This is a genomic window from Cupriavidus sp. 291-E7, assembly GCF_057798835.1.
This window is the reverse complement of record NZ_JBYOJV010000010.1, coordinates 203,106-225,340: the sequence shown is the minus strand read 5'-3', so window position 1 is coordinate 225,340 and position 22,235 is coordinate 203,106. Positions and strand designations below refer to the sequence as shown.

At 63.0% G+C, this 22,235-nt stretch carries 22 protein-coding genes; 20 read left to right on the top strand and 2 right to left on the bottom strand.

Annotated features, from left to right (window positions below; all coding sequences use genetic code 11):
• Positions 1-3: 3 nt before the first annotated feature.
• From pheA to aroA, 4 genes are read left to right on the top strand one after another with little or no spacing between them, the layout of a single operon-like run.
• Complete coding sequence (pheA, locus tag AC3FLX_RS19310) at positions 4-1,149, top strand: prephenate dehydratase (RefSeq protein WP_488698909.1); 1,146 nt, start codon at positions 4-6, stop codon at positions 1,147-1,149.
• Positions 1,150-1,167: 18 nt separating this feature from the next.
• Positions 1,168-2,316, top strand: a complete 1,149-nt coding sequence (gene hisC / locus AC3FLX_RS19305) for a histidinol-phosphate transaminase (protein ID WP_488698908.1) — start codon at positions 1,168-1,170, stop codon at positions 2,314-2,316.
• A 20-nt stretch (positions 2,317-2,336) separates the two neighbouring features.
• A complete protein-coding gene (locus AC3FLX_RS19300) occupies positions 2,337-3,236 on the top strand; it encodes a prephenate dehydrogenase (protein WP_488698907.1) in 900 nt (299 codons plus the stop codon).
• A 39-nt stretch (positions 3,237-3,275) separates the two neighbouring features.
• Positions 3,276-4,589 carry a 3-phosphoshikimate 1-carboxyvinyltransferase gene (gene aroA / locus AC3FLX_RS19295; RefSeq protein WP_488698906.1) on the top strand — a complete coding sequence of 438 codons (1,314 nt, stop codon included), beginning with the start codon at positions 3,276-3,278 and terminating at the stop codon, positions 4,587-4,589.
• A 27-nt stretch (positions 4,590-4,616) separates the two neighbouring features.
• On the opposite strand, the gene AC3FLX_RS19290 is transcribed toward aroA, so the two are convergent.
• Positions 4,617-4,844 carry a DUF2061 domain-containing protein gene (locus tag AC3FLX_RS19290; protein WP_488698905.1) on the bottom strand — a complete coding sequence of 76 codons (228 nt, stop codon included), beginning with the start codon at positions 4,842-4,844 and terminating at the stop codon, positions 4,617-4,619.
• 147 nt (positions 4,845-4,991) lie between these two features.
• Between AC3FLX_RS19290 and cmk the strand changes: the two genes are divergently transcribed.
• From cmk to cysM, 11 genes are all read left to right on the top strand, one after another.
• Positions 4,992-5,651: a (d)CMP kinase gene (cmk, locus tag AC3FLX_RS19285; RefSeq protein WP_488698904.1), complete on the top strand. Its 660-nt coding sequence runs from the start codon at positions 4,992-4,994 to the stop codon at positions 5,649-5,651.
• Between the two features lie 92 nt (positions 5,652-5,743).
• Entirely contained in the window at positions 5,744-7,489 is a 1,746-nt protein-coding gene (rpsA, locus tag AC3FLX_RS19280) for a 30S ribosomal protein S1 (protein ID WP_488698903.1), read from the top strand.
• A gap of 31 nt (positions 7,490-7,520) precedes the next feature.
• Entirely contained in the window at positions 7,521-7,934 is a 414-nt protein-coding gene (locus tag AC3FLX_RS19275; protein ID WP_488698902.1) for an integration host factor subunit beta, read from the top strand.
• Positions 7,935-8,154: 220 nt separating this feature from the next.
• Positions 8,155-8,481: a LapA family protein gene (locus tag AC3FLX_RS19270; RefSeq protein ID WP_488698901.1), complete on the top strand. Its 327-nt coding sequence runs from the start codon at positions 8,155-8,157 to the stop codon at positions 8,479-8,481.
• Positions 8,482-8,484: 3 nt separating this feature from the next.
• Positions 8,485-9,708: a lipopolysaccharide assembly protein LapB gene (lapB, locus tag AC3FLX_RS19265; protein ID WP_488698900.1), complete on the top strand. Its 1,224-nt coding sequence runs from the start codon at positions 8,485-8,487 to the stop codon at positions 9,706-9,708.
• A 39-nt stretch (positions 9,709-9,747) separates the two neighbouring features.
• The gene (locus AC3FLX_RS19260) at positions 9,748-11,121 is read left to right on the top strand and encodes a UDP-glucose dehydrogenase family protein (RefSeq protein ID WP_488698899.1); all 1,374 of its coding nucleotides are present in this window, start codon (positions 9,748-9,750) and stop codon (positions 11,119-11,121) included.
• Positions 11,122-11,194: 73 nt separating this feature from the next.
• Positions 11,195-12,139, top strand: coding sequence for a D-glycero-beta-D-manno-heptose-7-phosphate kinase (gene rfaE1 / locus AC3FLX_RS19255; protein ID WP_488698898.1), 945 nt, complete (start codon positions 11,195-11,197; stop codon positions 12,137-12,139).
• Between the two features lie 28 nt (positions 12,140-12,167).
• Positions 12,168-13,169, top strand: coding sequence for an ADP-glyceromanno-heptose 6-epimerase (gene rfaD / locus AC3FLX_RS19250; RefSeq protein WP_488698897.1), 1,002 nt, complete (start codon positions 12,168-12,170; stop codon positions 13,167-13,169).
• A 225-nt stretch (positions 13,170-13,394) separates the two neighbouring features.
• Complete coding sequence (locus AC3FLX_RS19245; RefSeq protein WP_488698896.1) at positions 13,395-13,790, top strand: ComEA family DNA-binding protein; 396 nt, start codon at positions 13,395-13,397, stop codon at positions 13,788-13,790.
• Positions 13,791-14,000: 210 nt separating this feature from the next.
• On the top strand, positions 14,001-15,326 hold the full coding sequence (locus AC3FLX_RS19240) for a solute carrier family 23 protein (protein WP_488698895.1): 1,326 nt from the start codon (positions 14,001-14,003) through the stop codon (positions 15,324-15,326).
• Between the two features lie 97 nt (positions 15,327-15,423).
• Positions 15,424-16,326: a cysteine synthase CysM gene (cysM, locus tag AC3FLX_RS19235; protein WP_488698968.1), complete on the top strand. Its 903-nt coding sequence runs from the start codon at positions 15,424-15,426 to the stop codon at positions 16,324-16,326.
• Between the two features lie 84 nt (positions 16,327-16,410).
• On the opposite strand, the gene mltB is transcribed toward cysM, so the two are convergent.
• Entirely contained in the window at positions 16,411-17,517 is a 1,107-nt protein-coding gene (mltB, locus tag AC3FLX_RS19230) for a lytic murein transglycosylase B (RefSeq protein WP_488698894.1), read from the bottom strand.
• Between the two features lie 151 nt (positions 17,518-17,668).
• Between mltB and AC3FLX_RS19225 the strand changes: the two genes are divergently transcribed.
• The 5 genes from AC3FLX_RS19225 (at position 17,669) to AC3FLX_RS19205 (ending at position 22,234) form a co-directional block, all read left to right on the top strand.
• Positions 17,669-18,592: a histone deacetylase family protein gene (locus AC3FLX_RS19225; RefSeq protein WP_488698893.1), complete on the top strand. Its 924-nt coding sequence runs from the start codon at positions 17,669-17,671 to the stop codon at positions 18,590-18,592.
• 171 nt (positions 18,593-18,763) lie between these two features.
• On the top strand, positions 18,764-19,798 hold the full coding sequence (locus AC3FLX_RS19220; RefSeq protein WP_488698892.1) for a methionine ABC transporter ATP-binding protein: 1,035 nt from the start codon (positions 18,764-18,766) through the stop codon (positions 19,796-19,798).
• Positions 19,788-20,441: a methionine ABC transporter permease gene (locus tag AC3FLX_RS19215; RefSeq protein WP_488698891.1), complete on the top strand. Its 654-nt coding sequence runs from the start codon at positions 19,788-19,790 to the stop codon at positions 20,439-20,441. Before AC3FLX_RS19220 ends, AC3FLX_RS19215 begins: the two co-directional genes overlap by 11 nt.
• A 41-nt stretch (positions 20,442-20,482) precedes the next feature.
• Positions 20,483-21,277, top strand: coding sequence for a MetQ/NlpA family ABC transporter substrate-binding protein (locus AC3FLX_RS19210; protein ID WP_488698890.1), 795 nt, complete (start codon positions 20,483-20,485; stop codon positions 21,275-21,277).
• Between the two features lie 207 nt (positions 21,278-21,484).
• A complete protein-coding gene (locus tag AC3FLX_RS19205; RefSeq protein ID WP_488698889.1) occupies positions 21,485-22,234 on the top strand; it encodes an electron transfer flavoprotein subunit beta/FixA family protein in 750 nt (249 codons plus the stop codon).
• The last annotated feature ends 1 nt before the right edge of the window (position 22,235 follow it).

Sequence of the window (22,235 nt, the reverse complement as noted above, 5' to 3'; positions counted from 1 at the left end):
CCTATGACACAGCAAGACAAGCCCGGCGCGCAGGCCCCGGGCAACGACAATGCCGCACCGAGTCCGCAGGAACAGGCGCTGTCGGCAGACCTGGCGCCGCTGCGCGATCAGATCGATGCCGTCGACCGTGAACTGCTGGCCCTGCTGAACCGCCGCGCACAGCTTGCGCTCGACGTGGGCGAGGTCAAGAAGAAGTACGGCGCGCCGGTGTTTCGCCCCGAGCGCGAATTGCAGGTCATCCGCAAGGTGCAGGGCGCGAATCCCGGACCGCTGCTCGGTGAAAGCGTGGCATCGATCTGGCGCGAGGTGATGTCTGCCTGCCGCGGGTTGGAAAAGCCGCTGGAAATTGCCTTCCTCGGCCCGGCCGGCACGTTCTCCGAGCAGGCGCTCTACGCGCACTTCGGCCACGAGGTCAAAGGCGTGCCTTGCCCGAGCATCGACGAGGTGTTTCGTTCGGTGGAAGCGGGCACGGTCGAATACGGCGTGGTGCCGGTGGAAAACTCCACCGAGGGTGCGGTCTCTCGCACACTCGATCTGTTTCTGCAGACGTCGTTGAAGATCAGCGGCGAGATTGCGCTGAAGGTCCATCACAACCTGATGGCGTCGACGCCGGACATGAAGGGCGTGACCGTGGTGCGCGCGCATGCGCAGGCGCTGGCGCAGTGTCAGCACTGGCTCACGGCCAACTATCCGCACCTGGAGCGCCAGGCTGTGTCGAGCAACGCGGAAGCGGCGCGCATGGCCAGCGAGGACCCTACCGTGGCCGCGATTGCCGGCGAGACCGCTGCCAATCGATATCACCTGCATATCGTTCGCGCCAATATCCAGGACGACCCGCATAACCGTACGCGCTTTGCCGTGATCGGCCGCTACGAAACCGAGCCATCGGGCAGTGACCAGACGTCGATGATTCTCTCGGTGCCGAACAAGGCGGGTGCCGTGTATCAGCTGCTGGCGCCGCTGGCCGAGAACGGCGTGTCGATGTGCCGCTTTGAATCGCGGCCGGCCCGTAGCGGTGCGTGGGAGTACTACTTCTATGTCGACGTGGAAGGCCACCAGCACGAACCCGCCGTGGCGCGCGCGATTGGTACCTTGCGTGCCAACGCGGCGTACCTGAAGGTGCTTGGGTCTTACCCGTCCAGCAAATAACGCAGGCAGGAGACACGCATGACAGCGCAGGAAAACGTGGCGGCGAATGTTGCGGCGCAGGCCGCCGATTTCTTCGGTCCGACCTACGTCCGCAAGATTTCGCCGTACATCGCCGGTAAGCCGATTTCGGAAGTCGCGCGCGAATTCGGTCTGGACGAGGCTCGCATCGTCAAGCTGGCCTCGAACGAGAATCCGCTTGGCATGCCGGCTTCGGCCAAGGCCGCCATCGCTGCTGCGATGGCCGACCTGGGTCGCTATCCGGACAGCAACGGTTTCGAACTGAAGGCGAAGCTGTCAGAGAAATTTGATGTGCCAGCCGAATGGCTGACGCTGGGCAACGGCAGCAACGACATCCTGGAGCTGGCCGCGCACGCGCTGGTGCGTACCGGCGAATCGATCGTCTACGCTGAATACTCGTTCGCGGTGTACGCGTTGGCCACGCAGGAAGTTGGCGCGCGCGCTATCGAGGTCAAGTCGCGCCACTACGGCCATGATCTCGATGCAATGGCAGCCGCGATCGCACCGGATACGAAGCTCGTCTTCATTGCCAACCCGAACAATCCGACGGGGACGTTCGTGTCCGCCGCGGAGATCGAGGCGTTTCTGGCCAAGGTGCCGCCGCATGTAGTGGTGGTGCTGGACGAGGCCTACAACGAATACCTTGATGCCGATCAGCAGTACGAGTCGACCGGCTGGGTGCGCAAGTATCCGAACCTGATGGTGTCGCGCACGTTCTCGAAGGCCTACGGGCTGGCGGGGCTGCGTGTCGGCTATGGCGTGGCACAGCCGCCGCTGACGGATCTGTTGAACCGTGTGCGGCAGCCGTTCAACGTCAACAGCCTGGCGCAGGCCGCGGCAGTGGCGGCATTGGGCGATTCCGCTTTCCTGCGGCAGAGCGCGGAGCTGAATCGTGCGGGCAAGGCGCAGCTGGTGGCGGCATTCGAGCGCATGGGGCTTGAATACGTGAAGTCGTCGGGCAACTTCGTCATGGTGCGCGTTGGCACGGACGACGGCGCCGGCGCGCGCGTGAATCTGGCGATGCTCAAGCAAGGCGTGATCGTGCGCCCGGTGGCGAACTACGGTCTGCCGCAGTGGCTGCGCATTACCATTGGACTGCCTGAAGAGAATGCCGCGTGCATCGCGGCACTCGAACAGGCATTGAAGTGATTTCGAGGCAAACGGAAGCCGTGAGCGCTTTGCATTTTTCCCGTGTTGTGATCGTTGGCGTCGGCCTGATTGGCGGATCGCTGGCGTTGTCGCTCAAACGTGCCGGCGTGGTTGGCACCGTGGTGGGCGTGGGTCGTTCTGCAGCTTCGCTGGAAAAGGCGAAGGCGCTGGGCGTGATCGACGAGGTGGCTGAATCGCTGGCCGATGCCGCGCGCGGTGCAAGCCTGATCGTGCTGTGCGCTCCGGTAGCGCAGAACTTTGCGTTGCTGCACGCGCTGGAGCCGCACCTGCAACCGGGCACGATCGTCACCGATGCCGGCAGCACCAAGTCCGACGTGATCATGGCCGCCAAGACCGCGCTCGGCGATAAAGTGGCGCAGTTCGTGCCGGCGCATCCGATCGCCGGCCGCGAACTGAATGGCGTGGAGGCCGCGCTGAATGACCTGTACCTGGGCAAGAAGGTCGTGATGTGCCCGCTGCAGGAAAACAGCCGCGCCGATGTGGCCGCCGTCCGTGCGATGTGGGAAGCGACCGGCGCCGACGTGCACGTGATGTCCGCCGTGCAGCACGACGCGGTCTTTGCTTCGGTCAGTCATTTGCCGCACGTCCTGTCGTATGCGCTGGTGGCCCAGGTGGCCAATGCAGAGGATGCCGCGCTGAAGCTCGATTTCGCAGGCGGCGGATTCCGCGATTTCACGCGCATTGCCGGGTCGTCGCCCGAAATGTGGCGCGATATCTGCATCGCCAACAAAGAGGCGCTGCTGCGCGAGATCAGCACCTATGAAGCGGTGCTCGGTCACCTGAAGGCACAGATCAAGGCCGGCGATGGCGCCGCGCTGGAGCGGGTGTTCACACGCGCCAGCAATACGCGTCTGAAGTGGGGCGCGGCGCGCGCCGCCACCCATAACGTAGAACCCTGAAGCCATCGCGCGATACGCGCTGGCCACGATGCATAGATCATGGAACATCTGACCCTCGGCCCCCTGACCCGCGCATCGGGCACGGTGCGCCTGCCTGGCTCGAAGAGCATCTCCAACCGCGTGCTGCTGCTGTCCGCGCTGGCAACCGGTGAAACGCGCGTGCGCGACCTGCTCGATTCCGACGATACGCGCGTCATGCTGGAGGCCCTCAAGGTGCTGGGCGTGACCTGGCGCCGCGAAGGCGGCGACTGCATCGTCAATGGCGTGGGCGGGAATTTTCCGAACAAGGCCGCGGATTTGTTTATGGGCAATGCGGGCACGGCAATCCGGCCGCTGACCGCTGCGCTGGCGCTGCAGGGTGGCACATACAGACTGAGCGGCGTGGCGCGCATGCATGAGCGGCCGATTGGCGATCTGGTCGATGGCCTGCTGCAAGTGGGCGCCGCGATCGAATATCTTGGAACGCCCGGCTATCCGCCGCTGCAGATCCGGCCCGCGCAGATCCAGATCGACGCGCCGATCCGCGTGCGTGGCGATGTGTCGAGCCAGTTTCTGACGGCGCTGCTGATGACGCTGCCGATGGCATCGGCAAAGTCGGGCCGCATCGAGATCGAGGTGGTGGGCGAGCTGATTTCGAAGCCCTATATCGAGATCACGCTGAATCTGCTGTCGCGTTTTGGTATCGATGTGGAACGCCAGGGCTGGGAGCGCTTCGTGCTGCCAGCCAATGCGCAGTTCCGTTCCCCGGGCGAGATCTATGTCGAAGGCGATGCTTCAACGGCGTCTTACTTCCTCGCGGCCGGCGCGATTGGTGGTGGGCCGGTGCGGGTGGAGGGCGTTGGTATGTCGAGCATCCAGGGCGACGTGCGCTTTGCCGAGGCGTTGAACCGCATGGGCGCGAACGTGATGGCGGGCGACAACTGGATCGAGGTCCGCGGCACCGAGCGCGACGACGGCCGGCTGAATGGCATCGAACTCGACTGCAACCATATCCCCGATGCGGCCATGACGCTGGCGGTGGCTGCACTGTTCGCGGATGGCGCAACCACGCTGACCAATATCGCCAGTTGGCGCGTCAAGGAAACCGACCGCATTGCCGCGATGGCGACGGAGTTGCGCAAGCTCGGCGCGGAGGTGGAAGAGGGCGCGGATTACCTGAAGGTGACGCCCCCGGCCTCCGCGGAGGCATGGCAGACCCCGGCGGACGGAATTGGCACCTATGATGATCACCGGATGGCCATGTGTTTCTCATTGGCCGCTTTCGGGCCATTGCCGGTGCGGATCAACGAACCGGGCTGCGTGGCGAAGACGTTCCCGGAGTATTTCTCGGTGTTTGCCGGGGTGGCGCGGTAAGCGCTGGCTCCGGTTCAATAGCAGGTGTCAGGCGGCGGCCAGACCAGGCGCCGCCGGTGTATCGAGCTTTGCCGCGAGGTTTGCGCGGCGCTCGCGGCGGTCCCAGTACTTGTCGAAGAAATAGTGGGCCACCGTGTTGACCGCCGGCTCGATGAACGTGATGGCTCCGCTGATGGCCAGGCTGCCGGTCAATGCATAGGTCACGCTGAAGGCGATGCCCAGATGCATGATGCCGAAGGTCAGGGTTTTAGCCATGATGGAGTGCCTCGCGTCGAAATATCAGGATGGTTACGCAGCGTCTTTTGTGGGACCGGCAGCGCCGCTGCCGCGCAACCATGAACCAAATGATAACGATACTCAATTGATATCGAAAATCAATAGTTTCAAGCTAATAAATAAAGAATGACTATCATCGATGTCATCACCATAGATGGTCCGACCGCGTCCGGCAAAGGCACGGTGGCCCACAAGGTGGCAGATGCCCTTGGTTTCCACCTCCTCGACAGCGGCGCGCTCTATCGTCTGGTGGCGCTGGCCAGCGAGCGAGCCGGCGTGGATGTCGGTGAGGTCGACACCCTTGCAAAGATCGCTCTGCGCCTCGATGTGAAGTTCGGCCCGGACCGGGTCTGGCTGGCGGGGGAAGAAGTCAGCCAGCTGATCCGCCAGGAAGCCATCGGCAACCGGGCCTCCGCGCTGGCCGTCCACCAGCCCGTGCGTGATGCGCTGACGGCACTCCAGCGGGCGTTTCGCAAGCTGCCCGGCCTGGTGGCGGACGGGCGCGATATGGGCACCGTGATCTTTCCGGAGGCCCGCCTCAAGGTGTTTCTGACCGCGAGTGTCGAGGCGCGCGCCCGCAGGCGCTATAAACAATTGATTGATAAGGGAATTTCTGCTAATATCGAAGACCTTTTGCGTGACCTTGAGGCGCGCGACGCGCGGGACCGTTCCCGCACGGCCGCGCCACTGCGTCCCGCGGAAGACGCGCAACGCCTGGACACCTCTGAAATGACGGTGGACGAGGCGGTGGCGCAGGTGCTGGAGTGGTTCGCCGCGGTGCGGTGATGAAAAACCACGAGGCGCCGACCTGGGCCTGTGCCGGAACCCAACCCGTCCGGTACAGGTGATCAACCTGACCCCGCTGCGTGAGGCAGACTGTGCGCGATAATCGCGCCGGCCAACGTACTGCGGATTGCAAACTTACGTTTATGTCCGACCTGCAAACTAACGAATCCTTTGCCGCACTGTTCGAGGAATCGATCGCCCGCTCCAATATGAAGGCTGGCGAAGTGATTTCCGCTGAAGTCGTGCGCATCGACCACAATTTCGTGGTCGTCAATGCCGGCCTCAAGTCCGAGGCATTTGTGCCGGTGGAGGAGTTCCTGAACGACCAGGGCGAACTCGAAGTGCAGGCCGGCGACTACGTCTCCGTGGCCATCGACGCGCTCGAGAACGGCTATGGCGACACCATCCTCTCCCGCGACAAGGCCAAGCGCCTGGCATCGTGGCTGAACCTCGAGAAGGCGCTGGAAGACGGCGAGATCATCTCGGGTACCGTGACCGGCAAGGTCAAGGGCGGCCTGACCGTTATGGTCAACGGCATCCGTGCCTTCCTGCCCGGTTCGCTCGTCGACGTGCGTCCGATCAAGGACACCACGCCGTACGAAGGCAAGACCCTCGAATTCAAGGTCATCAAGCTCGACCGCAAGCGTAACAACGTCGTGCTGTCGCGTCGCGCCGTGGTGGAAGCCACGCTGGGCGAAGAGCGTCAGAAGCTGATGGAAACGCTGAAGGAAGGCGCGATCGTCAACGGTATCGTCAAGAACATCACCGACTACGGCGCGTTCGTGGACCTGGGTGGTATCGACGGCCTGCTGCACATCACCGACCTGGCATGGCGCCGTGTCCGCCACCCGAGTGAAGTGCTGTCGGTTGGTCAGGAAATCACCGCCAAGATCCTCAAGTTCGACCAGGAAAAGAACCGCGTCTCGCTGGGCGTGAAGCAACTGGGCGAAGATCCGTGGGTGGGCATCTCGCGTCGTTACCCGCAAGGCACCCGTCTGTTCGGCAAGGTGACCAACCTGACCGACTACGGCGCATTCGTGGAAATCGAAGCCGGTATCGAAGGCCTGGTTCACGTGTCCGAAATGGACTGGACCAACAAGAACGTGGCTCCGTCGAAGGTTGTCCAACTGGGCGACGAAGTGGAAGTCATGGTTCTGGATATCGACGAAGACAAGCGTCGTATCAGCCTGGGCATGAAGCAGTGCAAGGCCAATCCGTGGGACGATTTCAGCCGCAACCACAAGAAGGGCGACAAGCTGACGGGCCAGATCAAGTCGATCACCGACTTCGGCGTGTTCATCGGTCTGCCTGGCGGCATCGACGGCCTGGTGCACCTGTCGGACCTGTCGTGGCAAGAGTCGGGCGAAGAAGCCGTGCGCAAGTACAAGAAGGGCGACGAAGTGGAAGCTGTCGTTCTGGGCATCGACGTCGACAAGGAACGCATCTCGCTGGGTATCAAGCAGCTGTCGGGCGATCCGTTCAACAACTTCATCTCGGCCAACGACAAGGGTTCGCTCGTCAACGGCACGATCAAGGCTGTTGATGCCAAGGGCGCCGTTGTGCAACTGGCTGACGACGTGGAAGGCTACCTGCGCGCTTCGGAAATCTCCGCAGACCGCGTGGAAGATGCCCGCAACGTGCTGAAGGAAGGCGAGCAGATCACCGCCCTGGTGGTGAACGTCGACCGCAAGTCGCGCAACATCAACCTGTCGATCAAGGCCAAGGACAGCGCAGAGCAGCAAGAAGCGATGCAAAAGTTCCAGGCTGACACCGGCACGGCTGGCACGACCAACCTCGGCGCACTGCTGAAGGCCAAGCTGGGCCAGGACAACCAGTAATATAGAGCGCCGCGCTGAAGCGAGACCGCCCATGACCAAGTCCGAGCTCGTCGAAAAACTGGCTGCCCGCTTTCCGCAGTTGCTGCTGCGGGATGCGGACATCTCGGTGAAAACGATTCTCGACGCGATGTCCGAAGCCCTGGCCGATGGCCATCGCATCGAGATCCGCGGCTTCGGAAGTTTTGGTCTGAACCGGCGGCCGCCTCGCGTGGGCCGCAACCCCAAGTCCGGCGAACGGGTGCTGGTACCTGAAAAACGGGTGCCGCACTTCAAGGCGGGCAAGGAGTTGCGGGAACGGGTGGATCGCCCGGCATCGCCACAAGGTGGCGTCGTGACCGTCAATGGTCAGGCGTCCCACGGCAAGGCCGGGCAGTCGCTGGCCCCGTCGCAATCGGCCTCGGCCGGCTTGCACGAGGACAACCAGCTCAATCTGGTCCGTTCCTGATGCGTGCTCGCCATACTGGCAAGTCTGAAGAAAAGCGCTCCCCTGGGAGCGCTTTTTTGTTTGTGTTCCTGCGATGCGCGCGGGCCGGCGGCCGCTGATGCGACCAATGGTTACCGTTTATGAGAAGTGATTCCGCTACAATGCCGGGAATCTTGGCCGGGTGTCGTCCAACGCGTCTGCGTGATTGGGTAAGCACTCACCTTCCGATGGCATTTACCGCATGAAACTCATCACCTGGATCTTCCGTATTGTCCTGTTCGTGCTGCTGTTCGTGCTGGCGCTGCGTAATACCGCCGACGCGGATTTGCAGCTGTTCTTCGGCGCCGTCTGGCATGCCCCGCTGATCCTGATCCTGCTGGCCGCATTTGGGCTGGGCATCGTGGCCGCCCTGGCCGCGGTGGCACCTGGGTTGATGCGGCAGCGCATGGAGGCGTCGCGCTTGCGCCGCGCCTTGAGCGAGGTAAGGGCCGCGTCGGCGCCTGTGAATGCCGTGCCGCCCGAGGCCAAGCCGGGCGTACCTTATAACGTAGTCGGTCCGAAAGTCTGACCCATGATGTTTGAAACCTGGTGGCTGCTTGCGCTGCCACTTGTCTTTGGCCTTGGCTGGATGGCTGCGCGCTTCGATTTGCGCCAGCTGATGAGCGAGCAGGGCGCATTGCCCCGCTCGTATTTCAAGGGCCTGAATTTCCTGCTGAACGAGCAGCCAGACAAGGCGATCGATGCCTTCGTCGAAGTTGCACGGCTCGACCCCGAGACCACCGAGTTGCACTTCGCGCTCGGCGCACTGTTCCGTCGTCGTGGCGAGACCGAACGCGCAATCCGCGTCCACCAGAATCTGGCGAATCGTCCGGACCTTCCCGAACCTGAACGTGAGCACGCACTCTATGAGCTGGGGCAGGACTTCCTGCGCGCCGGGTTGCTCGATCGCGCGGAGGAGTCGCTGCGCCGCCTGATGTCCGGCCCTTACGCCGCGTCGGCCAAGCGCGTGCTCCTGGAGCTGTACGAAGTCGAGAAGGAGTGGGTGAAGGCCATCGACGCTGCACGTGAGCTGCAGTCGCTGGACCAGAAGGACTATCGCGTACAGATCGCGCAGTTCTGCTGCGAGCTGGCGCAGGATGCGTTGCAAAAAAAGCGCCCCGAAGACGCCGTCGAATGGCTGCGCCGCGCCCGCGAAGAGAATCCGGCCAATGTACGCGCCCCGATTCTGCTGGGCGATGTAGCGGCGGCTGCGGGCGACCTGCCTGCCGCGCTGCAGCACTGGCTTGGCATCGAATCCCAGGATGCGGCCTACCTGCCGCTGGTGGCCGACCGCATCGTGAAGGCCTATGCCACGCTGGGCGAGCAAGGCAAGGCAATGCAATGGCTCCGCGAGCTGCTCAAGACCAATCTGGCGCCCGAACTGCTCGACACCGCGTATCGGACCGAGCTGGAAGTCAACGGCCCGGTTGCCGCGGCATCGTTGATGCGTGACCAACTGCGCCGCCAACCCACGCTGCTGGCATTGACCAAGTATTTCGAGGCACAGGCGGCGGAAAGCCAGGCGTTGCAGACAGCCGCTGTCGATGGCGAGGCAGCTGCCGATGCGGAGGCCGGTGCCGACGACCAGGCGAAGGAAACTGCGGCGATCCGCGATCTGCTGCAACTTCGCACGCGTAATCTGGCGCGCTATACGTGCCGCGAATGCGGCTTCCGCGCCCGACTGTTCTATTGGCAGTGCCCCGGCTGCAACCGCTGGGAAACCTATGCGCCGCGCCGCTCCGAAGCGCTTGGCTAAGTCATCTCAAGCGAATCTGAATTCCCTGGAGCTTCCGCAATGAAAGTTACGATTATCGGCAGTGGTTACGTTGGTCTGGTGACCGGTGCCTGCCTGGCTGAACTCGGCAATTCCGTGTTCTGCCTCGATGTCGACGAAAAGAAGATCGCGCTGCTGAACGCCGGCGGCGTGCCGATCTACGAACCGGGTTTGAAGGAGCTGATCGACCGCAACCGCGCGGCGGGTCGGCTGACGTTTTCCACCGATGTGGCCGCCAGCGTCGAGCATGCCGACGTGCAGTTCATCGCCGTGGGCACTCCGCCCGATGAAGATGGCTCGGCCGACCTGAAGTACGTACTGGCCGCCGCGCGCAACATCGGCCGTCATATGACCGGCTTCAAGGTGGTTGTGGACAAGTCGACGGTGCCCGTGGGTACCGGCGACCGCGTTGCCGCGGTCATCCGTGAAGAGCTGGCCGCGCGCGGGCTTGAGGACCTGCAGTTCTCGGTGGTGTCCAATCCCGAGTTCCTGAAGGAAGGCGCGGCCGTTGAAGACTTCATGCGCCCGGACCGCATCGTGCTGGGCTGCGCGCCCGACGTGGCTGGCCGCCACGCGCAGGCCATCATGCGTCAGCTTTACTCGCCGTTCAACCGCAACCACGAGCGTACCTTCTACATGGATGTGCGCTCGGCCGAATTCACGAAGTATGCGGCTAACTCGATGCTGGCCACGCGTATCTCGTTCATGAACGAACTGGCCAACCTGGCGGACGAGGTGGGTGCCGACATCGAACTCGTGCGCATGGGAATCGGTTCCGATCCGCGTATCGGCTACAGCTTCCTGTACGCCGGCGCAGGCTACGGCGGCTCCTGCTTTCCCAAGGACGTGCAGGCGCTGATGCGCACGGCCAGCGCCTATGGCAAGCCGATGCGCGTGCTGGAGGCCGTGGAGTCTGTCAACGATGCCCAGAAACAGGTGCTGGGCAGCAAGGTCATCAAGCGTTTCGGTGAAGACCTGACCGGCAAGACCTTCGGCATATGGGGGCTCGCGTTCAAGCCGAATACCGACGATATGCGCGAAGCGCCGTCGCGTGTGCTGGCGCGGGAACTGGTGTCGCGCGGCGCATCGCTGCGCGTGCACGATCCGGTGGCGATGGAAGAAGCGCGCCGCGTGATAGAGATCGACCTGGCCGATATTCCGGGCGGCATGGACCGCGTGACGTTCTGCAGCGCGCAGATGGACGTGCTGAAGGATGCCGATGCGCTGGTGATCGTGACCGAATGGAAGGTCTTCCGCAGCCCCGACTTCGCGCAGATTCGCGCGATGCTCAGGACGCCGGTGATCATCGACGGCCGCAATCTCTATGAACCCGACGCCATGACGCAGGCCGGCATCGAATATCACGCGATCGGGCGTTCCACCGCAACGCACTGATTTTCAACCATCCGCGCATCCAGACCGGCCGCCGCGCCCCAGGCGGGCACGGCAGTGCCGTAAAGGAGAGTTCATGAGCAAGAACACGATTCCGCAGGACCAGATTCGACAATCGCAAGTGCTGGTGGTGGGCGACATGATGCTGGACCGCTACTGGTTCGGCGATGTCGACCGCATCTCGCCTGAAGCGCCCGTGCCTGTGGTGCAGATCAAGCGTAGCGATGAACGGCTCGGCGGTGCCGCCAACGTGGCACGCAACGCGGCCGCGCTTGGCGCCAAGGTCGGCATGCTCGGCGTGGTGGGTGACGATGAACCGGGCCGTACGCTTGAGGCGCTGCTCCAGGCCAGCGACGTGCAGCCGTATCTGCATCTCGACAGTACGTTGAGCACGACGATCAAGCTGCGCGTGGTGGCCCACCAGCAGCAGCTGCTGCGCGTGGACTTCGAGAACGCGCCCGCCACCGAAGTGCTGGCGTCCGTACAAGACCGCTACCAGACACTGGTCAACGACTACCAGGTTCTGGTGCTGTCCGATTACGGCAAGGGCGGCCTCACGCACGTGGCGCGTATGGTCGAAGCCGGCCGCGCGGCGGGCCGCGCGGTGTTGATCGACCCGAAGGGCGATGACTATTCGCGCTATCGTGGCGCCACGCTGATCACGCCGAACCGGTCGGAGATGCGCGCCGTGGTGGGCGCCTGGAAGACCGAGGCCGACCTGACCATCCGCGCACAGAACCTGCGCCGCGAGCTGCAGCTTGAAGCGCTGCTGCTGACGCGATCGGAAGAGGGCATGACGCTCTATACCGAAGCCGAGGTGCTGCACGTCTCGGCCCAGGCGCGCGAAGTCTATGATGTATCGGGAGCCGGCGATACGGTGATTGCCACGCTGGCCACCATGCTCGGCGCCGGCGTGCCGCTCAAGGAGGCCGTGCAGCATGCCAACCGTGCCGGTGGCATCGTGGTAGGCAAGCTGGGTACCGCCGTTGTCACTTATTCCGAACTGTTTGGCGCCTCCTGAGGCGCGCCCCCCCAAACCTGAATTCGCCATGACCATTATCGTAACGGGCGCTGCCGGCTTTGTCGGCAGCAATATCGTCAAGGGCCTGAACGAGCGCGGTGAGACCAACATCGTCGCCGTCGACAACCTGACACGCGCCGAGAAGTTCAACAATCTCGTGGACTGCGAGATTGCCGATTACCTGGACAAGGGCGAGTTCGTCGAGCGTTTCAAGCGTGGCGATTTCGGTAACGTCCGCGCGGTGTTCCATGAAGGCGCCTGTTCCGACACGATGGAGACGGACGGCCGCTACATGATGGAGAACAACTACCGCTACACGTTGGCGCTGCTTGAAGCCTGTCTGGAGCAGGGCACGCAGTTTCTCTATGCGTCGTCGGCCGCCACCTATGGCGCATCGACGATGTTCCGCGAAGACCGCGAGTACGAGAAGCCGCTGAACGTCTACGGGTATTCGAAATTCCTGTTCGACCAGGTGGTGCGCCGCCGGATGGCCTCCTCGCATCCTCCGCACTCGCAGATCGTTGGCTTCCGGTATTTCAACGTGTACGGTCCGCGGGAGTACCACAAGGGTCGCATGGCGTCCGTGGCGTTCCACCATTTCAACCAGTTCCGCGCCGAGGGTAGCGTCAAGCTGTTCGGCGAATACAACGGCTACGCGCCGGGTACGCAGAGCCGCGACTTCGTATCGGTTGAAGATGTGGTCAAGGTCAATCTGTACTTCCTCGACCATCCGGAAAAGTCCGGCATCTTCAACCTGGGGACGGGCCGCTCGCAGCCGTTCAACGATATCGCGGTTTCGGTGGTGAACGCGCTGCGTGAGTCCGAGGACAAGCCGCCCCTGTCGCTCGACGAGATGGTGCAGGAAGGGCTGGTGGAATACGTCAAGTTCCCCGATGCGCTGCGTGGCAAGTATCAGTGCTTTACGCAGTCTGATGTATCGCGCCTGCGCGCCGCTGGCTACGACGCACCGTTCCTGACCGTCCAGGAAGGTGTCAGCCGCTACTGCAAGTGGCTGATGGAACGTAGCTGAGCGTCGTTGATGTATGCCGCCGTGTCGCACCCGCGCCACGGCGGGTGCGGCCGACACTCGCAGAAGTTCGGCTCTGCAACGCCAATATCGCGCTTCGACACACATCCGCGCGGATGATGTGAACTTGTGTGTCCGGCCATTTCTGAGGCTGGATCGGAATCCTATCCTGACCGCTCCCGTTGCCATCCGGCGGCGGGCGTTCCAGTACAGGAAGGAGTTTTCCGAATGATCGAGTCATCCAAGCCGGGTCGTCAGTCCGGCCGTTCCCTTTCCGATTTGTCCCGCGCCGCACTACGCGCATGGCGCCGTAGCGGCATGGCGTTCGCGTTTTCGCTTGCGATGCTTGGCGCGACTCCCGCGTATGCGCAAATCGATGTCAACAGCGCCGATGAGGCCACGCTGACCTCGGTGAAGGGGATCGGCCCGGCCACCGCCAAGCGCATTCTCGAGGAGCGCGACCGTAGCGGTGCATTCAAGGATGCGGCCGATCTTGCGGACCGCGTCGCGGGCGTGGGGCCGAAGTCAGTGGCCAATCTGCAGGAGGCTGGCTTGACCTTCGGCAAACCGGCCGCAACCGCCGCGCGCAAAGAAGCCAAGCCTGCACCGAAGGCGGCGCGCTGAGGCCGGCCCTGCATCCCGCGTCAACAGATCGCAGCTGGTATGCGTTGTGCTTCCCCAGCGCGGTGCGCAGGAAAGTTGCCGATTTGCACCACCCGGGGTGCGGGGTATCATGCGCATCGCCGTTGCTGTCGGTGCCGGTGCGCACCGCGCAACTACAAGAATCCAACAATTAACACGCGTACTGCTTACTGCTGACAGGGAGAGAACAACATGGCGAATGGCCAGGACAGTACTGACGACGGCAGCTTCCTGCCGAAGTGGCGACTCAAGACCGAGGGGGTGATCGCTCCCGACGAGCGGCTGCCGGCAGGCCAGACCGTGCTGGCGGGAATCCAGCACGTGGTGGCGATGTTCGGCTCGACCGCCATCGCGCCTATCCTGATGGGCTTTCCGCCAAATATCGCCATCCTGTTCTCGGGTATTGGCACGCTGTTGTTCTTCCTTTGCGTGCGCGGCCGCGTGCCGAGCTACCTGGGTTCGAGCTTCGCGTTCATCGCGGTGGTCATCGCGGCCACGGGCTACAGCGGCAGCGGACCGAACGTAAATATCCCGGTGGCGCTGGGTGGCATCATCGCCGCCGGCGCGCTGTACACGGTGATCGGCCTGATCGTGCAGGCGGTTGGCTATGCATGGGTGGAAAAGCTGATGCCACCCGTGGTGACTGGCGCCATCGTCGCGGCGATCGGCCTGAACCTCGCACCGGTGGCCGTCAAGGCGCTCAGCGGCGCACCGCTCGATACCTGGGTTGGTCTGTTGACGGTGCTGGCGGTTGGCCTGATCGCCGTGCGGGCACCGGGCATGCTCGGTCGCCTGCCCGTGCTGCTCGGTGGACTGGCTGGCTATCTCGCCTATTTTGTGGCGACCAATCTGATGGGTATGGGCAAGGCCATCGATTTTTCGGGCGTTGTCGCGGCCAACTGGTTCGGCATGCCTGAGTTCACGACGCCTGTCTTCCACGCCAGTGCCATGCTGCTGATCGCCCCGGTGGCGATCGTGCTGGTGGCCGAGAACCTGGGTCACATCAAGGCCATTGGTGTGATGACGGGCCGTAATCTCGATCCGTATATCGGGCGCGCGTTCATTGGCGATGGCATCGCCACGATGCTGTCGGCGTCCGGCGGTGGCACGGGTGTTACCACGTACGCCGAAAACATGGGCGTGATGGCCGTTACCCGCATCTATTCGACGCTGATCTTCGTGGTCGCCGCGGCCGTGGCGATCCTGCTGGGATTCTCGCCGAAGTTTGGGGCGTTGATCCTGACGATTCCGGGTCCGGTGATCGGCGGCCTGACCATTGTGGTGTTCGGTTTGATCTCCGCCACGGCGGGCCGGATCTGGGTGCAGAACCACGTGGATTTTTCAAGTTCGCGCAACCTGATCACGGTGGGTGCCACGCTGACGGTGGCCGCGGGTGACCTGACGCTGAAGTTTGGTGGCATGACCCTCGGCGGTATCGGCACCGCCACGTTCGGCGCGATCCTGCTGTACCACCTGCTGGGTAGCAGGCATCCGGAAGACCTGGGCCTGACCCACTGAGGCACGCCCCGCGCGGGCGGAATGGCCCGCCCGCCGGTGCGGGTAAGGTTGGTGCATTACAATGACCGACGAAAAACCGACTGACCCCGCACCCCTCATGGCCTACAAGACGATTGAAGACACCATCGGCAACACGCCGCTGGTCCGACTGCAGCGCATCCCCGGCGCCGCCATCGACGCACGCGGCAACGTGATCCTTGGCAAGCTGGAAGGGAACAACCCGGCTGGCTCGGTCAAGGACCGCCCCGCGCTGTCGATGATCCGCCGTGCGGAAGAGCGTGGCCGTATCAAGCCAGGCGACACGCTGATCGAAGCCACGTCAGGCAACACCGGAATCGCATTGGCTATGGCGGCCGCCATCCGTGGCTACCGCATGGTGCTGATCATGCCCGAGGACCTGAGCCTCGAGCGCCGCCAGAGCATGGCGGCCTACGGTGCGGAGATCATCCTGACGCCGGTAAAGGGTGGCATGGAATACGCACGTGATCTGGCCGATGCAATGGAGCGCGAAGGCAAGGGTGTGATCCTCGACCAGTTCGCCAATCCGGACAATCCGCTGGCGCACTATGAATCCACCGGCCCCGAACTCTGGCGCGATACCGAAGGACGCATCACTCACTTCGTTTCGGCGATGGGTACCACCGGCACGATCACGGGCGTGTCGCGCTACCTGAAGGAACAGAACCCGGCCATCCAGATCATCGGCGCGCAGCCCGCCGAAGGTTCGCGTATTCCGGGTATCCGCAAGTGGCCTGAAGCGTACCTGCCCAAGATCTATGATCCGAAGTTCATCGATCGTCAGGAGCCTGTCACGCAGGCCGACGCCGAGCATATGGCACGACGCATGGCGCGTGAGGAAGGCATCTTCTGCGGTATCTCGGCGGCTGGTGCGCTGTGCGTCGCGCTGCGGATTGCCGAGGAAGTGGAAAACGCGACGATCGTGTTCGTAGTGTGCGATCGCGGCGACCGTTATCTGTCTACCGGCGTGTTCCCGGCCTGACCGTTCGAACGCTGCTTCAAACAAAAAGCCCCGCGGCGATGCCGGCGGGGCTTTTTGTTTTTGCCGTCGAGGGCTGCCAGGCAATCAACCCATTGCCGCCTTGACCGCTTCGCCGAGCTGATAGACCGCCAGCGCGTAAAAGAAGCTGCGGTTGTAGCGCGTGAGTACGTAAAAATTGCGCAGGCCGATCAGGTATTCCGTGGGTTGGTCCGGTGTGGGCAGGTCCACGACCAGCACGCCGGTTTCGCCTTCGCGCTGCACGTCGATGGGTTCGTCCACGCGCAGGCCGGCCTTTGTCAGCTGGCTGAGGGTTCGCGTTGGCCAGGGTTCGCCGTCGGCCGCCGCGGTTGCCACGCCCAGGCTGCCCGCGTCACCGGCGATGCGCCAGGCCACCGGCCGGTTCTGTTCCCAGCCGTGCAACTGCAGAAAACGGCCGACGCTGCCGATGGCGTCGGTCGCGCTGTTGCGCAGGTCGACATGGCCATCACCGTCATAGTCGATTGCATACTCGCGCAGGCTGGTCGGCATGAACTGCGGAATGCCAACGGCACCAGCGTATGAGCCGAGTACCGAAAATACGTCGGTCTTCGTGTCGCGGCACCAGAGCAGGTAATCGGCCAACTGGTTGCGGAACAGCTTCGTGCGGGCGTCGCGGTTCGGCGTATCGGGATAGTCGAAAGCCAGCGTCGACAGGGAATCGATCACGCGGAACGTGCCCATGTCACGCCCATAGATCGTTTCCACGCCAATGATGCCGACGATGACCGACGCCGGCACGCCGAATTCGGCTTCCGCCCGACGCAGCGTTTCGCGGTTCTGCTGCCAGAAACGTACGCCCGCGTTGATGCGGATCGGCTCGATGATACGCGACCGGTACGCACGCCAGCTCTTCTTGCCGGGCGTGCTGGGCGGCATGATCAGGCGCGATACCGTGGCCGAGTACACAGCCTGACTGAAATACGATTCCAGTTCGGCGCGCTGGAAGCCATTGCGCGCCACCATCTCGTCGATGAATGCGCGCGCCTGCGGGTGATTTTGATAGCGGCCCGGTTCGATTTCTTCTTCCCGGACACTTACGCGGCGACGGCCGGCGGCCAGGAGCCCGGGGGAAACGCCGCACAGGCCCAATGCGGCAGCGGTGAGTGCGGCGCCCAGCAGCGGGCGGCGCAGGGAGCGCTGTTGGTCGGTCATGATGTCCTTTGCAAGTCGCACCGAGTATAGCGGATGCGATACACGCGACGCCCCGTTACAGGGCAATTGGTTACGAAGTTCCGCTGGCATGAGAGCGGGCACGTCATGTGCTAACGTAACGGCTGGAGACAAACTTGACCCACAATCCAAAATGCCAACGGGTTACTACACGCATCCATCGTTCCAGTTGCATGAGATGGGATTTTTCCATCCCGAATGCCCGGAACGCCTGCAGGCCATCGAAGATCATCTGATTTCCCACGGGATGGACGGCCTGCTCGACCGGCGCGATGCCCCGGCCGCCACCGAAGAACAGATCGAGCGCGTGCACCGGCCCGACTACGTGGCCAGCCTGGCCGCCAACAGTCCGTCGACCGGTTATTTTCCGATCGATCCCGACACGTCCATGAATCGCCACACGCTCACCGCCGCCACCCACGCGGCAGGCGCTGCCGTGGCGGCTACCGACGCCGTGATTGCGGGCCAGATCGAGAATGCGTTCTGCTGCGTGCGCCCACCGGGCCACCATGCCGAACCCGATCATGCGATGGGGTTCTGCTTCTTCAATAACGTGGCCATCGCCGCGCGTCATGCGATTGCGGCGCACGGGCTGCAGCGTGTGGCCGTGGTGGATTTCGACGTGCACCACGGCAACGGTACCGAGGCGGCCTTCCGCGATGACCCGCAGGTCATGATGTGCAGCTTCTTCCAGCACCCGTTCTACCCGTATAGCGGCACCGAGCATGTGGCGACGAATATGTCGAACATCCCGCTGCCGGCGTACACGAACGGCATGGCCGTGCGCGAGGTGGTGGAAACGATCTGGCTGCCGCGCCTGAACGAGTTCAAGCCCGAGATGATCTTCATCTCCGCCGGGTTCGATGCGCATCGAGAGGACGATCTTGGCCAGATGGGTCTGGTCGAGCAGGACTACACGTGGATCACCGAACAGCTCGTGCAAGTGGCAAAGACCCACGCCCAGGGCCGTATCGTCAGTTGCCTGGAAGGCGGCTACAACCTCAGCGCGCTGGCGCGCAGCGTTTTCGCGCACCTGAAGGTGCTGATGGAAGCCTGATTGTGCATTTTTCGGCGCTTATTTCGCATCTATATGACGCCAACGCATAAAGCCATCGAAAAAATCTCGTTTGAGGTATGAAGCGGATCGCATAAAATGCGGGCTTCATAAAAATATGTGCGGCAACAACGCAGGAGACCCCGCGCTGTTGCCGTTTTCTTTTCTCGTTCCATGATCGAACTGCAAGGACTCTCGCAGCGGTTCCCCGGCGGGTCGGGGGAAGTGCACGCGCTGCGCGACGTCAGCCTCTCCATCGCCGCCGGCGAAATCTTCGGCATCATCGGCCGCAGCGGCGCCGGCAAGAGCACGCTGGTACGTGCCATCAACCTGCTGAACCGGCCCACCAGTGGCCGCGTGATCGTCGACGGCCAGGATCTCACTGCGCTCGCCAATGGCGCGCTGCGCGAAGCGCGCCGCGAGATCGGCATGATCTTCCAGCACTTCAACCTGCTGTCATCGCGTACCGTCTATGACAACGTGGCGCTGCCGCTTGAGCTTGCGGGCAAGTCGAAGCAGGAAATTGCCTCGACCGTAGAGCCGCTGCTGGAACTCGTTGGTCTGTCCAAGCTCCGTGACCGCTATCCCGCCCAGATCAGTGGCGGCCAGAAGCAGCGTGTGGGCATCGCACGGGCGCTGGCCAGCAAGCCGAAGGTGCTGCTGTCCGATGAGGCCACGTCGGCGCTGGACCCGGAGACCACGCGCTCGATCCTGGAACTGCTCAAGCAGATCAACAAGGAACTGGGCTTGACCATCGTGATGATCACGCACCAGATGGAAGTCATCAAACAGGTTTGCGACCGCGTGGCCGTGCTCGAAGCAGGGCAGGTCGTGGAAGCGGGCCGTGTGATCGATGTCTTCCTGCGCCCCCAGCATGAAGTCACGCGCGCGATGATTGGCGACGTGATTGCCCAGGAGCTGCCGGCGAGTGTGCTCAAGCGCGTGGAAAGCCGGCTCGGCAACGGCCGCGATCACGTGTATCGCCTGGCGTTCACGGGCGAGAACGTCGACCGGCCGGTACTGGCGCAGGCCATTCGCCAGCACGGCCTGGACTTCAACATCCTGCATGGCCACATCGACGAGATCCAGGGCCAGGCCTTCGGCTCGCTGGCGATCATGGCCACCGGGGAACCCGCCGCCGTGCGCGCGGCGATGGACTATCTGCAGACGCAGGGCGTAGTGGTGGAGGAGATCGAACATGTGGTCTGAGATGTTTGACCTGTTCCTGTCGTCGTTCGGCGAGACGCTGCTGATGGTTGCCATCTCGGGCGTGGTTGGCTCGCTGCTGGGTGTGCCGCTGGGCGTGCTGCTGCACCTGACCAACCGCGGCGGCGTACTGTCGCATCCGCTGTTCAACCGCACGATCGGGGTGCTGGTGAACGCGGTGCGTTCCATTCCGTTCATCATCCTGCTGGTGGTGGTGATTCCGTTCACGCGCTTTATCGTCGGCTCGTCGATCGGTACGACGGCGGCCATCGTCCCGTTGACGATTGCGGCCGTCCCGTTCATCGCGCGCCTGGTGGAAGCCGCGCTGCGTGAAGTGGACAAAGGTCTGGTGGAAGCCGCGCAATCGATGGGCGCCACCACGGGCCAGATCGTGTGGAAGGTGCTGCTGCCCGAGGCCATGCCCGGCATCGTGGCGGGTCTGACGATCACCTTCGTCAGCCTGGTTGGCTATTCGGCAATGGCTGGCGCCATTGGCGGCGGCGGGCTGGGTGATCTCGGCATTCGCTATGGCTACCAGCGGTACATCACCGAGATCATGGTGGCCGTGGTGCTGATCCTGATCGTGTTCGTGCAGGCCGTTCAGAGCTTTGGCGACTGGCTGGTCCGACGCATCAGCCATCGCTGAATCAGAATAATTCTTCGCAGGGAAACTCAGGGGTAATCGCAATGCAACGTCGTAGTGTGATCAAGAGCGCCATCGTCGCGCTGGGTGTGGTGGTGTCGGCCGGCGCGTTTGCGCAGGAAAAGCCGATCAAGATCGGTGTCACGGGTGGCCCGCACGCCCAGATCATGGAGCAGGTGAAGAAGGTGGCGGCCAAGGACGGCCTGAACATCCAGTTGGTGGAGTTCAGCGACTACATCCAGCCGAACGCCGCTCTGGCCGCCGGTGACCTGGACGCCAACAGCTACCAGCACCTGCCGTATCTGGAAGCCCAGATCAAGGATCGCGGCTACAAGTTCACGCATGTTGCCTTCACGGTGACGTTCCCGATGGGCGTCTACTCGAAGAAGATCAAGTCGCTCGACCAACTGAAGCAGGGTGCCCGCGTGGGTGTGCCGAACGATCCGACGAACGGTGGCCGTGGCCTGCTGCTGCTGCAATCGAAGGGCGTGATCAAGCTGCGCCCGGATGCCGGGCTGAAGGCTACGCCGCTGGACGTCGTCGAGAACCCGAAGAAGATCAAGATCGTGGAACTGGACGCCGCCCAGCTGCCGCGTTCGCTCGATGACCTCGATGCTGCCGCGATCAACGGCAACTATGCCGAGTCGGCAGGCCTGTCGCCCACGCGCGATGCCATCGCGATGGAAGGCCCGAAGGGTCCGTACGCGAACCTGATTGCGATCCGCGCCGCGGACAAGGACAAGCCGTGGGTAGCCAAGCTCGTGAAGGCGTACCACTCGCCTGAAATCAAGGAATACGTACAGCGCACTTTCAAGGATTCCGTGATTACCGCCTGGTAATTTCTGGAAGTTTTCATCCAAACCCTGTGCCCGCAGGGCATCCTGCGGCACAATCGGGGTGAATTTTTTGAACTGCCGGCTATGCCCGGCAATTCTTTGTCTATAAAATAGTACGATCGTTCGAAAAACAAGAGAGTCGCCACCCCGGTGGTTATAATGGCGAGCGATTCAAACTTTGGAACTATCAGCTATCAGTGGAGTGAGCGCATGAAAGTACTCGTCGCAGTCAAGCGGGTGGTGGACTACAACGTCAAGGTCCGCGTGAAGTCGGATGGCACGGGCGTCGACCTGGCCAACGTCAAGATGAGCATGAACCCGTTCGACGAAATTGCCGTCGAAGAGGCCGTGCGCCTGAAGGAAGCCGGCGTCGTCACCGAGGTGATCGCCGTGTCGTGCGGCGTGACCCAGTGCCAGGAAACCCTGCGTACCGCGATGGCCATCGGTGCCGACCGCGGCATCCTGGTCGAATCCGCCGAAGACCTGCAGCCGCTGGCCGTGGCCAAGCTGCTCAAGGCGCTGATCGACAAGGAACAGCCGAGCCTGGTGATCCTGGGCAAGCAGGCCATCGACGACGACTCGAACCAGACCGGCCAGATGGTGGCCGCGCTGGCCGGCCTGCCGCAAGCCACGTTCGCCTCGAAGGTGGTTGTGGCCGACGGCAAGGCATCGGTGACCCGTGAAGTGGATGGCGGTCTGGAAACGCTGTCGGTGAAGCTGCCGGCCGTGGTGACCACCGACCTGCGCCTGAACGAGCCGCGCTACGTGACGCTGCCGAACATCATGAAGGCCAAGAAGAAGCCGCTGGATATCGTCAAGCCGGAAGACCTCGGCGTCGACGTGAAGCCGCGTCTGCAAACCGTCAAGGTTGTCGAGCCTGCCAAGCGCAGCGCTGGCGTGATGGTGCCGGACGTTGCCACGCTGGTGCAAAAGCTGAAGTCGGAAGCCAAGGTTATCTGAG